This window comes from Paenibacillus sp. LjRoot56, from assembly GCF_964253335.1.
Taxonomy (GTDB): domain Bacteria; phylum Bacillota; class Bacilli; order Paenibacillales; family NBRC-103111; genus Paenibacillus_E; species Paenibacillus_E allorhizoplanae.
The window spans coordinates 1,412,069-1,426,474 of sequence record NZ_CAXURV020000002.1 but is presented as its reverse complement, the minus strand read 5'-3'; the positions used below and the strand labels follow the sequence as shown (position 1 = coordinate 1,426,474).

Genomic DNA, 14,406 nt, shown 5'->3' with positions numbered 1-14,406 from the left:
CGCCCTCCAGTCCACGCTCACGTCCTCTTAACTAAACCTGCAATCGCTCTCCGCTGCTCATCCATTGTTGCTTCAACCATTTGGAGCATTTTAGCATCGCGCATATACCGTTCAACGGGAAAAGCTTTCGTATATCCATAGCCACCGTGGATTTGAACAGCTTCAATCGCAACGGTCATCGCCGTATCCCCAGCAAATAGATTGGCATACGCAGCTCCAACTCCACCCTGGCTCTCACGCCATGCGGCTTGGTACGTGAGCAGTCTCGCAGCTTCAATTTGCGTAGCCATATTCGCTAGCTTGAATGCGATAGCTTGCTGCTGTGCAATCGGTTTACCGAATTGCTTACGCGTCTTTGCATAGGCGATTGACACATCCATCGCTGCTTGTGCAAGCCCTACCGCCAGTGCAGCGATGCCGCTGCATGCAGATTCCAGCGACTGCAACGCAATCCGATGGCCGTCCCCTTCCTCGCCAAGCCGATTCGCCAATGGAATTCGGCAATCAACCAGTTCAATAGACATGCTAGGTGTGCCACGTAGTCCGAGTTTTCTTTCCTTTTTGCTTAAACTGAACCCCGGTGTGCCTTTCTCAATGATAAATGCACTACTCTCTTGCGACGTAGAATCATTTCCAGTCGATGCAAATATCACATATACATCCGCTTCCTCCGCATTTGAAACGAAGAAATTCGTGCCCTCCAGCACGTAATCGTCCCCATCACGCAACGCTTTTGTGTGCAGGACAACGCCAGAAGTCCCCGCTGTTTGCGCATGTTCAGACCAAGCATAAGCCCCTAGTTTTTGCCCATTGCCCATCGGACCCAGAAACAACTTCTTCTGTTCCGCTGAGCCAAACATCGAGATTGCCGCACACGCCAACCCGCTGTGCACGAAAAGCGTATACCCTGTCGATGCGCAAGCACGAGCTAACTCCTCCAAAACCAAGCAATTCGTCAAAGCATCTGAGCCAAGTCCGCCATATAACTCAGGTACTAGAATCCCAGTTAAACCAAGTTCTCCCATCATTTCGAATAGATGTCGATCAAACCGTTCTTCTTCATCTCGAAGCGCCGCAGTCGGGGCAACCTCCTCTGATGCAAAATCGCGTACCATCGTGCGAATCATTTCCAATTCCTCTGAAAGGCTATAATCCATGTGGAGCCCTCCCTCAAGCCGCTTGCACTTCTAGCTCTTTTCCTCCCATGTTGATCGTGCAATAGAACCATCCAAGGCCTCATAATCTGCATAGCGAATCGCTTTATATAACTCGCTGCGTGTTTGCATGTTATCTAGCAAGCCCATCTGTGTCCCTTGCTGACGAATCTCCTCAAATACCCGCTCATACGCTTTAGCAGCAACACGTAACGACGTAACCGGATAGAGAACCATACGGAAGCCCCAACTTTCAAATTGTGCTGCCGTAAAGTATGGCGTACGTCCAAATTCGGTCATATTGGCCAGAAGAGGTCCATCTACTTCCTTTCGAAAATGCTGAAAGTCCTCCTCACTCTCGAGTGCTTCTGGAAAAATAGCATCCGCTCCAGCGGCGAGATAGTGCTTCGCACGGTTGATGGCTTCCGCCATGCCTTCTACTCCTTTCGCATCTGTCCGTGCAACAATATAAAGCGTCGGGCTGACGGCTTTAAGCGTGCGGATTTTTTGACACATTTCCTCAGTGGAAATAAGTTTTTTACCGCTCAGGTGTCCACATTTCTTCGGCATCTCTTGATCTTCAATTTGCACGGCGGCAACTTTCGCTTCCACCATTTCCTTTGCGGTCCGCGCGACATTCAGGATGCCGCCATATCCCGTATCGATATCGACCAATAACGGAAGTCCCGATGCTCGAACGAGTTCCCTGGCTCGCTCTGCAACCTCGTTGGAATAAATAAGTCCCAAATCAGGCAATCCTCTACTGGCCGTATAAGCGGCACCTGATAAATAAAGGGCCTGAAACCCTGCTTGTTTGGCGATTCTAGCTGCCATGCCATCGTGAGTGCCAACGATTTGGACAATAGGACCCGCTTCAACGAAACGACGCCACCCCGCAGCTAACTGTTCTTGACTCGGCTCCTTCTCAATCAACCATGACATAGTAACCTCCTGCCTCATTAAGCCGATCTGTTAACCAGTTAAATGACGAAAAGCGACATATACGCAGGCACTGGCGTCTGAATTAGCTTCTCGTAATCGAGTGACAGCTTCATGATCTCTTCTGTTTGCTTCCTTGGAAACCGCGTTTGTACATTCGCTTTGAACTTATCGATCACTTTCGGCAGACCTTCCGCCCGCCGCTTGCGGTGTCCGATGGGGTACTCACAAACTATTTTTCCCGTCGACGTTCCGTCCTTAAAATAAATTTGAATGCTATTCGCGATAGAACGTTTATCTGGATCCAGATAATCCTTGCTGTATTGCTCGTTCTCGACAACAACCATACGTTCCCGAAGTGCATCAATACGCGGATCAACAGCGATATCATCTTCATAATGCTCCGCAGTTAACGTACCATACAGAAGTCCGATAGCTACCATGTACTGTAAGCAATGATCACGATCCGCTGGATTGTGTAAAGGGCCTTTTTTATCAATAATGCGCAGCGCTGATTTATGAGTTGTTAACATAACTTTAGTTATGTCACTTAATCGATCTTTAACAAGATCATGTAGAGTAAGCGCACATTCAACAGCGGTTTGCGCGTGAAACTCAGCTGGAAATGAAATTTTGAACAAAATATGTTCCATCACATAGCTGCTCAAGGGTCTTGCCAAAGTAAGCGTCTTTCCTTCGAAAAGCACATCCTGAAATCCCCAGTTCGGTGCTGTCAGTGCAGAAGCATAGCCCATCTCACCTCCAACCGCCATCAAAGCCAAGCGAACAGCCCGGCTTGTGGCATCTCCCGCAGCCCAAGATTTCCTAGAACCTGTATTCGGTGCATGCCGATATGTCCGTAAGCTCGCTCCATCAATCCATGCGTTGGAGATGGCGTTGCATACCTCCTCTTTCGACCCTCCTAGCATAACTGCAGCCACTGCGGTGGAGGCGATTTTCACCAGATGTACGTGATCCAAACCAACTGCGTTCAAACTATTTTCCAGTGCGAGCACACCTTGTATTTCATGCGCTTTGATCGCCATTGTTAAGATGTCTTTCATCGTAAAAGGTGTTTGCCCCTCGGCCATACGTTTCCGACTCACATAATCGGCAATAGCAAGGATACTGCCTAAATTATCGGATGGATGCCCCCATTCTGCCGCTAGCCATGTATCGTTATAATCGAGCCACCGAATCATACAACCAATATTGAAAGCCGCTTGAACAGGATCCAATTCGTATCGAGTACCAGGTACACGAGCACCGCCAATCACATCTGCACCTGGAACAATCGGACCCAGAAGTTTCGTACAAGCGGGAAAACGCAGCGCAAGCAAGCCTGTTCCCATTGAGTCCATGAGGACATGATGAGCAATCTGATAGGCTTCCTCACTCTCAATCTCGGCATGCAAGGCGTATTCTGCAATCTCTACAATGAGTGGGTCGAAAATCATCTCCCTCTGAGCAGGTTCTTTAGACGTACTCATACGATCTCGTCCTCACTTTCTGAAAGCGAATCTTCTTGAAGCGGATGTAAATCTCGCGCGCCCGTATAACGAACACGTGGTCGGAAGAGGCGATTGTTCGCATGCTGCTCCATCACATGTGCACTAATGCCAACCGTGCGTGCTGCAAGGAAAACAGGTGTAAACAGCTCAATTGGAATGCCAAGCAAGTAATAGACTGGCGCAGCATAGTAATCCAAATTGGGATGCAGCCCTTTCTCAGTTCGCATCACATTTTCCCCACGTACGCACATGTCGTATAACTCCTGTTGATTACAAGCGGGCGCGAGCTTCGCCAGTGCCTCCTTCATCAACAGCGCACGTGGATCCGGTTTTCGCATATACACACGGTGTCCGAAGCCCATAATGCGCTCCTTACGTGCAAGCTTAGAACGAATCAACACTTCCAAATCATCTTCTGAACCCGCTTCAAGCAGCATGTGCATGACCGCTTCATTCGCTCCCCCGTGCAGCGTACCTTTCAGTGAAGCAACCGCGCCAACAAGCGCACCATAAATATCAGACTGCGTGGAGGCGATGACGCGCGCCGCAAAAGTCGAATTCGGCAATTCATGCTCACTGTACACAATCAGCGATTGATCATAGATCGCCACCTCCATCGGAGACGGAATCGTTCCTGTTATCATGTACAGAAAATTAGCTGAATACGACAATTTAGGATCTGGTTCGATGAGCGGCTGCTTCGTGATAGCCCGATAACCATACGCAACAATTTGTGGCACTTTGGCCAATAAACGTATCGCTTTACGTCCATTCGCCTCAGGTGATCGATCATCAAGTTCGTCATCAAAGCTCGCTAACGCGGAAATGCTCGTTCGTAGCACATCCATCATATCGGCCCGATCCGGCATCAAATGGAGCATCGCACGCACATTTGGCGGTAATCCATAGACCGATTGAATCTGTGATTCAATTGCTTGGCGCCTCGTCTCATTCGGCAATTCACCCTCTAACAGCAGTCCAACTACATCCAAATAGGTCATTTGCTCAGCAAGCTCCATCAGATCATACCCTCGAATTACAATTTCTTCCTTCTCCACATCGAGAAATGAAATGCTGGTCTCACTGGCTATCACATGCTCAAGTCCAGGCAAATAGTGATCACTCATGTTTTCGCTCCCCCTTCCTACGTGGTTTCAGAAAGCAGCAAACGCGAAATCACAATACGCTGAATCTCATTCGTCCCTTCATAAATTTGGGTCACTTTGGCATCTCGCAGATATCGTTCTACCTTTGACTCCTTCAAGCAACCCCACACACCACATAGCTGGACAGCACGCAAACATACCTTAACAGCCATATCGCTGGCAAAAAGCTTCGCTATGGCAGCCTGCTTCCCATACGAGAGCCCCTTGCTCTTGCGCCAAGCGGCTTGATAGGTCAGCAGTCTTGCGCCTTCGATGTGTGTGGCCATCTCCGAAAAAGAAGCATCAAACAGCTCGCTGCGGCGCACGCCGTATTGCTCCTGATAAGCAACGAGCGCGTCTAGGGCCCCTTGCCCTATCCCCGTTGCTTGCGCGGCAATGCCAATCCGCCCGCCATCTAAGCTTCGCATCGCGATGCGGAAGCCTTCCCCTTCCGGGCCCAGCCGGTTATCAGCTGGCACCCTGCAGTCTTCAAACCTCAGCTCCATCGTGGTGGATGAGCGGATCCCGAGCTTATTTTCTTTTGTTCCGAAAATAAGCCCTTGCATGCCTTTTTCCACGATGAAAGCCGTACAACTCTTGGACTTGTTCTGTGCATCCGTTATGGCGAAAACAATATATACCTCCGCCTCCCCGCCATTCGTTACGAATAGCTTGGAGCCATTGAGCAAGTAGGCATCTCCTTCCTTCGTTGCTGTTGTGCGCATAGCGCCGGCATCTGAGCCGGATTCGCTTTCCGTCAGACAGTAGGCGCCGAGCTTTTTCCCTTGTGCCATGGGGAATAGATAAGTTTGTTTCTGCGCATCTGTCCCATACGTATGAATCGCCCAACTGGCCAGCGATGTATGCACGGAGAGCATCACGCCTGTTGAAGCACACACACGCGACAGCTCCTCAATCACCATCGCATAAGTTAAGAAATCAGAGCCACCTCCGCCAAGACCTTGTGGCCAGGGAATTCCAGACCATCCAAACTCACCGATGCTGTCGAAAATATCTCGATCAAACCGTTCAAATTCATCCCTTTCCTCTGAAGTCGGCTCCATCTTCGTGAGTGCAAACTCACGGACTTTGGCCCTGATATCTTGCTGATCTTGGGTATAAGAGAATTGCATGCGACGACCTCCTTCGACGTGTTCATGCTGCTAACACTAGTTTGGCCGAGGTTGATTGGGTCGATCGTACTTCTTTGGACAAGTTGTAAACGCTTTCAATATATGTTATATATACACGCTTTTGTTAGGCATTAGACTGTACCGCGGGAAAAAATGATCTCTTCATCCTACCCAATACCTTTTAACCTGCATGACCTTCATTTTCACTTAACGTCAGTAAACTAAGTTCAAGACATCAAAAAAAGAGGAGCAGTCATCTGCTCCTCTTGCTATACTTTTTTCAACCTTTACTCCGACTTCATCTCAACACCAGCTGGCAATACCCGCTCGATATGCTCACGTAGTGAAGTATTCGTATATAACACCTCACTGAAAATAGCAATAATCCCGCTGTCCTCACGTGTTCGGATCAACCTACCCATACCTTGCCGCAGGCGAAGTAACATGTAAGGAATATCGACTTCTTCATACGGAGAAGCCGCTGCTTCACGCTTCGCGTTAAAGACCGGATCCTGCGGAGGAAAAGGCAGCGCCCAAACAATGACATTGGATAGCGATGGACCAGGAATATCGAGTCCTTCCCACAAGCTAACCGCAGCCAGCACGCTGTGCTCGTCCTCTTGGAAAGAAGCAATCACATGCGAAATTTCTTGATCTCCTTCATAGAAGAAAGTTAGATCTTTACAATCGGATCGAGATGACATCTCCGCTTTAAACCGTTGTAACTCTTGATGCGTTGGGAACAAAATAAGCGCTCTACCTTGTGTCCGATGAAGTAATTCAACGGCAGAAGTCATTTTCTCTTGGAATGTTCCGCCCTCTGAGAATCGAGGAGCCACTACTTCCATCCGTTGCACGTAGTCATACGGTGAGTCTACCGAGAATGATAAATATTTCTCAAGGCCTAAGCTGTTCGCCACATAATCGAACTTACCCTCTACGGATAGGGTTGCTGAAGAGAATACGATAGGCATTTTGGTGGAAAAGACATACTCCTTGAGCACTTCCTTCACCGTTCTTGGCATAACAACAAGCGTGAGCCCAGTAATACTTTCTGTCGCCCAACAAATAAAGGAATCCTCGTTGCGGAATAACGCGAATGCCTTCTGCATCATTTCCAGATGTTCCTCAACAATTTTCAGCTGGTAGTCATTGAGTGTAAACATTTCCCCTTCAAAGACTAACTCCTCTTCGATCTCGGACAAAATATCACAGAGCGTATGAATCTCTCGTTTCAAGAGATCACTCATGACGATCTGCTTGCGATCAGAACCTGCAATCGGACGACAACTGCTTTCCAATACTTCAAACATGCGTTCGCTCTGCTCAATGGCCCGATCAATACAGACAGCTAGGGTTTCACGAACTTCCCCTTTTAGCAATCGAATAACCAATTCCTCGAACACCATATGCTTCAGCTTATAGGTTAACGCCTTTTGTGCAGCGGATTCCATCAAATGTCCTTCATCAAAAACAACCGTGCAGTGATCCGGCAGCAATGGCAGCTGACCTTCACGTTTTCTTCCGTCATAGGTCCAAACATGCTCCATGTAAAAGTCATGCGAACATATAATCAAATCGGTTGACTTCCGGTAGGACTCCCGAGATAACGTTTGTCCACAACGATGACGTCTATCACAGACAAAGCAATCTTGGAAAACATCCCAGTTCATCCGATTCCACTGTTCATCGTTAAGATGCGGGTAATTCTTACGATCACCATACGCATAGAACGTTTGCAGTGCTTCTCGTGTATGGACAAAATCAGGTAGAGACTCGTATACCTCGCGATACAGTCCTGTATCCTCATGTCCGAATCTGGCCTCATCTAGCTTCACCAAACAAGCATATTGATCCGGCGATTTTGCCAGTCTTGCATCAATTTGCAAATTCAAATGGCGAGCAATTTTATCAATATCTCCACCGGGTTTAACGAGCTGCTCAATTAAGGATTCATCCGCGCATGCGATGATCGCCGGTTTGTTCATAAAACGCGAATAGCAGATCGCATATAATAAATAGACCAACGTTTTCCCTGTACCAACGCCAGCTTCCGCAAAAATCGTCTGTTTCTCCGCGTAAGCCCGTTCTAACTGAAACGCCATGTAAATTTGTTCATCACGTACTTCAAAGCCTGCTTCAGGCAATATGTCATAAAAGATATCCGCAATCCAGTCAGATACCTGCTGCATAAATGGCTGTGCATGATCATATGCAAATGGATAACGTCCCACGTTAATGCCCCCAACCCATAGTTTGAATCAAACTTGTATTATCTCATGAAAATCTAGTAAAAGCAAAACTACGATTTCTTGTGCAAGCAATCAAACTTGATTACAAACAAAAAAGCTCACACCAGAGCAAGCTTCTCTCCGGAATGAGATTCCTTTTACATACTAAAACGTTCGCGATATCCGCACTTGCGGCAAAGTTCCTCAACCACTTCGCGTCTAGAAAAGCCTTCAAACAAGCGATTGGCCCGCTCCCCCTCGACGATTTCAGAGAAAGGCGTGTGGTTGATATTCCCCAAATTGATAACCCCTTCCCCATCGAGACAACAAGGAATGACGGTTCCGTCAACGAGAATACCAGCTTGATTACGCAGGGCATGGCAGAAACCAGGACCTGAGATCTCCTCTGCTTTCAAATCTGGCCACTGGAACTCGTGATCCTGATTCAGATAGACACGATCAGCAAGCTTTACACCAGTTCCGCGGACGAATTTCTCATCGATTTTGTAATCGAGCTCGAACTCTTTCTCTAGCAATTCCAGCACTTCACGGTTCCGATTCCGTTCCAAATTGGTCTGATTATCGGTATCCAAATTCCATAATCGGAAGGAAATAATGACATTTGATTTCGCGACGATTTCCTTGGCAAAACGCAGGATGCTCGTCACATAGCCTTCCTTATCCTCGGAGCCTTCATGACCGTCAAAGCTGTGCAGGGAAAAATTCATTTGACGAAGGGCCGGTTTATCGAGCAGCTTGTGCCTATTTTTGTTAATGAGCGTCCCGTTCGTTGTGATATTTACTTTGAAGCCTTTTTCGTGGCTCAGGTCGAGTAATTCGTCGATTTTGGGATGGAGCAGCGGCTCACCCTTCACATGCAAATAAATATGATCCGTATGCGGCTTAATTTGATCAAGGATATTCGTAAATGTATCTATTTTGATGAAATTCGCTTGACGCTTCGTCTGTGGACAGAACGTGCAAGCCAAATTGCATACGCTCGTAATTTCAATGTAAAACTTCTTGAACTTCTTCATGGTCGGACTCCGTTTCTTGTTTGCGCTACTATGATAGAGGCTATTATACCAAGCGACGCGGCTGAATGAAAGGATTTCACACTTTTTTAGAAAAACAACTGGACCATCCAACCAATAAAGTACGCTGACGGAACGAGGAAAATTTGCGCTAACAACGTTCCTAAGAAGCGTGTTGTCATGAGTAAAGCGTAGATTTTGCCTAACTGCTTACGTTGATCTTCGTCATGCAAGGCCTTATCGGTGATGAGACCCAACTGGGGATCGATGAAGATGGTGAGCAAAATAGTCGCAATTCCGTTGATCAGACCCGACGCTTGTGAGGCTGTAGTCGCATAATCTGGCCATAAATGAGCTGCATATAAAGAGGCTAGAACCCCTACGGAGTAGAAAGCTGTCACGACAATATTGATGAATAGAAATCGTTTGGAAATACCGAGATAACGGAACTGACTTAGCTTTACTTTAGGCTTTTTGATATATTTGGTCGTGTTCTTCAGTTGTGAAATGGTCACATTCGTGAGCATCTTCGGCAGAGATCCAGCAAGTTCGAGACGAGCAATGACTCTAGCGCTTAAGTTGATAAAAGTAGGAAATAGCGCGATCGCGATAATCGTCCCGATAGATGAAGCCAACAGAGAAATGCGTAAATATCGCACCAAATCGAACGTGGGCTCATGCTTGGCAAAATCCACAAAATTCGCCGTCATCGGCGCCTGAATCAGGTTCGCTGTGCGCGATACTAGTACGACGATACCGACAAGTGAAAGTGCTACCGCGAGTTTGTTCACCCGCACACCTGCATAACGAATCGAGTAAGACAGTGTCTCAGCTGTGTGAATGATCATCGTCAATACAAAAACCAAAATGAGCGTGTTGATCATGCGAAGGGTTCATCCTTTACTAGAGTGATAGGTGCATGAGCGAGCGAAAACCAAAAGCAAAACGGGAACCAAAACGAAAACCCACCTCCTGTTAATAGCATCGGGTGGGTTTCTTGGTGGTTGTGGTGAGGGATGTTCCCCCATCCGATTGGGTGGTTCGGCCAGAAATAGATGGAAAACATGTAGTTAATTTCGCCGATTTCACCAAACTGAACACTTTAAATGGAAAATATGTAGCTAATTTCACGGATTTCAACGTTTTCATCGAATTTCGTAGAAATTAACTACAGGAAATCCAGTTAAACTGAATTTTGGTACGAAATCGTGAAGATTAGCTGTAGTTTTTACAGTTAATTGATTTAATTTGTTTAAGGGCTCAAGTGTTGATGTTTATGTTGAAGTTGTTACGGCAGACTATTTTACTATTCGTGACGCAGCTCGGATTACCTTCATTGGTAATCACGAAAGGCGCAAGAATTACGGCTCGGGCTAAGCCTTGCGGTCGTCCCCGTACCACAGCTCTCGGAACGTGGAGCTGTGTAGTAGCAGTTCCTCCGACGTGCCTTCTGCTTCGATACGGCCATCTTTCATCACGATGATGTGATCGGCACGCGTCAACGCGGTTTTGCGGTGCGAGACGACCAGACACGTAGCATCGCTGCGGCGCTGGAACATTCGCTCCCAGAGCTTTTGCTCCGTCTCGACGTCGAGCGCGCTCGACAGGTCGTCGAAGACGTACAGCTCGGCGTCCCGCACGAGCATTCGGGCTGCGGCCGTCCGCTGCGCTTGGCCGCCAGAGAGCTTTACACCACGCGGGCCGATGACCGTGTCCAGCCCGCCAGGCAGCTGCGCGACGTCGAACTCGAGCACCGCCGCGTTCAAAGCCTGCTGCAAGCTGTCGCCTTGCTCCGCTTGCCCGAGCAAAATATTATTGCGCAGCGTATCGCTGTATAACCGCGGCACCTGCGCGGTGTATGCGCTCTGCGGCGGTGTAAAGAAAGTGCCCGGATCCTCGACGGGCACACCATTCCACGCAATCGTTCCTTTCTCCTTGGGCAGCAGCCCAAGCAGGGAACGAACCAGCGTGGTTTTACCAGATCCGATCGTTCCCGTGATGACGGTGAACGATCCTCTTTGCATGGCGAAGTGAATGTCAATGATACCTCTACCCGTATCCGGGTAAGTGTAACTGAGCCCATTCACTTCCAAGCGCTGCAGCGGAGGCGCAACGACGCTGTCATTCTCTTGCTCTTGCTCTACCTTCACAATGGAAGAATCAACCTTAGCTACCCGCTCCTTCTTCAAATACAACGGCTTCACCATCGTCAGTACCTTCGCCGACGCGCCTTGCAACAAGAAGGTCAATCGCTCCAGCGAAACACTCATTTGCTTAAAGTACGTGATAAACTTCCCGACATTCGTAATAAACTGCGTCACGAAGGTCAAATAGTAAACGAACAATGCGAGGTCTCCGACGGTGAACGTCCCTGCTCTCATTTTCGTCCCCGCTAAGAGAAGCAATAGTCCTGTCCCCAGATTAACCGAATTCGAGAAAACGGAGTCGAGTAATTCACTCATCAGGCGATCTTTCAGCATCGCTTTGCGACGCTGATCACCGAAGCTGCTAAACCGCTCCATGACTCTCTTCTCAGCGCCAGCTACTTGAATAGCTTGCACATTGCCGAACATTTCGCTAATCTCCCCCGTTACTTTCGAGGTAGATTCTCTACTAGCTGCGCGATATTTCTGCAAACGAACAGTTGCAAGTTGTGCCGCAGTGATGACAATAACGATTGGCATAAACACGAGAAGTGTCATTTGCGCATCAATACGAATCAATATGTAACCTGACACGAGAGCAAAACACGTCATCCCAAACACATCAACCGACCAGCTCGCCGCTTCCTCGGATTGATCCACGTCGTCGCGAAAGTGACTGATCGCTTCCCCTGGAGATACAGGAATCGCTTGTGCACCTGGTTGCTTGAGAACATGTTCTAGCAAATTGCGGCGAAGCAGCATCCCCATACGAAAGCGGAAATGCACATCCGTAATGAATCCAATGATGATCAATAGGATTCGTCCCAATGCTGCCCCGATCAACAGTGCGATCAAGCCCCACACGCCAAACTTTAATGTGGCATTCCCCGTCAACGTATCGAAAAAAGCTTTTGTAATAAGACCCGGCGCAATTGGAGCCAAATAAATGATGGTCCAAGCGAGAGCATTAATGAAATACCGGAAAGGTTTATACATGATTAGACCTTTTAAATACTGAAACGTTGTCATGCCAACACCTCCTCTAACCCTGTCGCGAGCAATTGACTGAAGCGGGAATTCGGGTCTGCAGCTAGAACCTCTCTACGTCCTGATTCCAGCACACGCCCCCCATCCAAAATTACGATGTGATCTGCACGCTGCACGGTGGCAAGTCGATGGGCAATCATAATACAGGAGCGCTCCGTTAACAATTTGGAAACGGCTTTCTCCATCCGTTGTTCAGTCAGAGGATCCAGACGCGATGAAGCTTCATCCATAATAACCAGTCCCGGATTCGTCAGGAATACGCGTGCAAATGCCAACAGTTGTGCCTCTCCAGCAGATAAGCTGCTTCCCCCTGATGCAAGCCCCGTATCCAAGCCATCTGGCATCGCTTCATACCAAGCACCTAAGCCAAGTTCATGAAGTACTGCAACAATCTGTTCATCCGGAATCGACGCATCATAAAAGGTTAAGTTATCACGAATTGTCCCTTGGATGATTTCAATATTTTGTGTCACTAGCGCAACACGCTTCCGTAGCTCGGCTAGTTTACACGCACGAATGTCGGTACCACTGAGTGCAATCACACCACTTTGCGGATCATAAAATCGTAATAATAACCTCGCAATCGTAGACTTCCCGCTCCCTGTTCGACCAAGCAAACCAAGCACTTCGCCTGGCTTCAATGTCATCGTCAGGTGATCAATCGTCGGCTGATCGTCATCATAACTGAATACGACATCCTTGAAATCAACCCCAAGCGGTCCATCCGGAAGCCCAGCCCCAGGACCATCTTGAATCTTCGATTTAATCGCGAATAGCTCACGAATTCGGGAAATACTTGCGTCTGCTTTTTGCAAATCTTCCATTTGCGTCCGAATCTTCTCGATCGGCTTAGCGAGTAATTCCGTGTAGAAGAAAATTAAATATACGGTTCCCAAGGAAATATGATTGCCATGCCATAAATAGGCGCTGATCCCGAACGCCATCGCATTTCCTAACGCGAACACGAAAATTGACATGTTCCACATTGCACAGAAACCGAGGAACGCTTTGACGCGTAGGGGCAGCATTTTTCGGAGCATCGTATAGAAACGATTCATTACGAAGCGTACCGCGCCGTTAGCGCGAATATCCTCTGTCCCCTCCAAATGCTCCCCGATAAAACCATAAAACTCAGCATTTGCTTGCCGCCACCCCGCCCACACAGGTACAGCAAACTGACGAATCCACCCAATCATGTAGATCGCGCAAACGACAAAAACAGCCATTCCCGCACCAATTAACCAATTTTCCCGGAATAAAAGAACGAGAATACCCGCCATAAGCAGTACATTTCCAAATAAATGGATGATCATGCTGGAAAAGAAATTCGCAAGCGCATTCACATCCCCATCCACGCGTTCGATCAGCGAGCCTGACGTATGACTTTTATGGAAAGACATATCCAGCGATAAGCAGTGCGAGGCTAAATCTACACGAAGCTTATTAGTCGTTTTCCAACCGACATTTTCACTAAAGTAAGTCGCTATCACCGATACAAGCTGCTGCACTAATGCAAATCCAATAAACAGAAGAGCCGCAGTAAATAGTGGCTGCATCGCCCCTTGCGACTGTGCGGTATCAATAAAATAGCGGATAATTTGCGGATTAATCAACTGCAGCCCAATAGATGTGAACAACAGGAGTGTTAGTCCGATTAGTGTCCCCTTCTGAGGGAACAAATAACGGCCAAGCAGCTCACGGTATTGTCCCATGGAGTTGCTGTTTTTTCGGTTTTTCTTCATTGTAATGGAGTCCTCCGTATTCCTCTCGACGTACACTCCATCATACTAAATTGACTCCTTCTCGACAACGGACTGTTTGGCTAAAATGAAAAAAACCGCCTTTTAGGCGGCGTGGTATCCACTGGAGTTTGGCTTTTGAGCTATAGTGGTATTTTTCATCACTATTCAGCTTACACGCAGCTGCTTTTGACCATTTTTGAGTCAATAATGATGTTTTTCATCACTATTGAGCTTACACGCAGCTGCTTTTGGTTCATTTTGAGTCAATAATGATGTTTTTCATCACTACAGGCATCGAAATCAAGCTGGTCTGGTTTTCAGACTCG

10 protein-coding genes are annotated in these 14,406 nt (G+C 47.7%); all 10 read right to left on the bottom strand.

What is annotated here, in order from left to right; all coding sequences use genetic code 11:
* Positions 1–17: 17 nt before the first annotated feature.
* A complete protein-coding gene (locus tag ACSQ8O_RS18910) occupies positions 18–1,157 on the bottom strand; it encodes an acyl-CoA dehydrogenase family protein (protein ID WP_436242870.1) in 1,140 nt (379 codons plus the stop codon).
* A 30-nt stretch (positions 1,158–1,187) separates the two neighbouring features.
* Positions 1,188–2,096, bottom strand: a complete 909-nt coding sequence (gene prpB / locus ACSQ8O_RS18905) for a methylisocitrate lyase (RefSeq protein ID WP_436242869.1) — start codon at positions 2,094–2,096, stop codon at positions 1,188–1,190.
* Between the two features lie 38 nt (positions 2,097–2,134).
* Positions 2,135–3,583, bottom strand: a complete 1,449-nt coding sequence (locus tag ACSQ8O_RS18900; RefSeq protein ID WP_436242868.1) for a bifunctional 2-methylcitrate dehydratase/aconitate hydratase — start codon at positions 3,581–3,583, stop codon at positions 2,135–2,137.
* The gene (gene mmgD / locus ACSQ8O_RS18895; RefSeq protein WP_436242867.1) at positions 3,580–4,731 is read right to left on the bottom strand and encodes a citrate synthase; all 1,152 of its coding nucleotides are present in this window, start codon (positions 4,729–4,731) and stop codon (positions 3,580–3,582) included. Before mmgD ends, ACSQ8O_RS18900 begins: the two co-directional genes overlap by 4 nt.
* Before the next feature lie 17 nt (positions 4,732–4,748).
* Positions 4,749–5,882 carry an acyl-CoA dehydrogenase family protein gene (locus tag ACSQ8O_RS18890; protein ID WP_436242866.1) on the bottom strand — a complete coding sequence of 378 codons (1,134 nt, stop codon included), beginning with the start codon at positions 5,880–5,882 and terminating at the stop codon, positions 4,749–4,751.
* A 287-nt stretch (positions 5,883–6,169) separates the two neighbouring features.
* On the bottom strand, positions 6,170–8,116 hold the full coding sequence (locus tag ACSQ8O_RS18885; protein WP_436242865.1) for an ATP-dependent DNA helicase: 1,947 nt from the start codon (positions 8,114–8,116) through the stop codon (positions 6,170–6,172).
* A 155-nt stretch (positions 8,117–8,271) separates the two neighbouring features.
* A complete protein-coding gene (locus ACSQ8O_RS18880) occupies positions 8,272–9,150 on the bottom strand; it encodes a radical SAM/SPASM domain-containing protein (protein WP_056625258.1) in 879 nt (292 codons plus the stop codon).
* 86 nt (positions 9,151–9,236) lie between these two features.
* Positions 9,237–10,031, bottom strand: a complete 795-nt coding sequence (locus ACSQ8O_RS18875; RefSeq protein WP_436242864.1) for a lipid II flippase Amj family protein — start codon at positions 10,029–10,031, stop codon at positions 9,237–9,239.
* A 489-nt stretch (positions 10,032–10,520) separates the two neighbouring features.
* On the bottom strand, positions 10,521–12,320 hold the full coding sequence (locus ACSQ8O_RS18870) for an ABC transporter ATP-binding protein (protein ID WP_436242863.1): 1,800 nt from the start codon (positions 12,318–12,320) through the stop codon (positions 10,521–10,523).
* Positions 12,317–14,080 carry an ABC transporter ATP-binding protein gene (locus tag ACSQ8O_RS18865; RefSeq protein WP_436242862.1) on the bottom strand — a complete coding sequence of 588 codons (1,764 nt, stop codon included), beginning with the start codon at positions 14,078–14,080 and terminating at the stop codon, positions 12,317–12,319. The genes ACSQ8O_RS18870 and ACSQ8O_RS18865 overlap by 4 nt, the downstream gene beginning before the upstream one ends.
* Positions 14,081–14,406 lie beyond the last annotated feature (326 nt).

Excerpts from the sequence above, each read along its gene's own strand:
- ACSQ8O_RS18910 (WP_436242870.1), bottom strand. The coding sequence starts at position 1,157 with ATGGATTATAGCCTTTCAGAGGAATTGGAAATGATTCGCACGATGGTA.
- prpB (WP_436242869.1), bottom strand. The coding sequence starts at position 2,096 with ATGTCATGGTTGATTGAGAAGGAGCCGAGTCAAGAACAGTTAGCTGCG.
- ACSQ8O_RS18900 (WP_436242868.1), bottom strand. The coding sequence starts at position 3,583 with ATGAGTACGTCTAAAGAACCTGCTCAGAGGGAGATGATTTTCGACCCA.
- mmgD (WP_436242867.1), bottom strand. The coding sequence starts at position 4,731 with ATGAGTGATCACTATTTGCCTGGACTTGAGCATGTGATAGCCAGTGAG.
- ACSQ8O_RS18890 (WP_436242866.1), bottom strand. The coding sequence starts at position 5,882 with ATGCAATTCTCTTATACCCAAGATCAGCAAGATATCAGGGCCAAAGTC.
- ACSQ8O_RS18880 (WP_056625258.1), bottom strand. The coding sequence starts at position 9,150 with ATGAAGAAGTTCAAGAAGTTTTACATTGAAATTACGAGCGTATGCAAT.
- ACSQ8O_RS18875 (WP_436242864.1), bottom strand. The coding sequence starts at position 10,031 with ATGATCAACACGCTCATTTTGGTTTTTGTATTGACGATGATCATTCAC.
- ACSQ8O_RS18870 (WP_436242863.1), bottom strand. The coding sequence starts at position 12,320 with ATGACAACGTTTCAGTATTTAAAAGGTCTAATCATGTATAAACCTTTC.
- ACSQ8O_RS18865 (WP_436242862.1), bottom strand. The coding sequence starts at position 14,080 with ATGAAGAAAAACCGAAAAAACAGCAACTCCATGGGACAATACCGTGAG.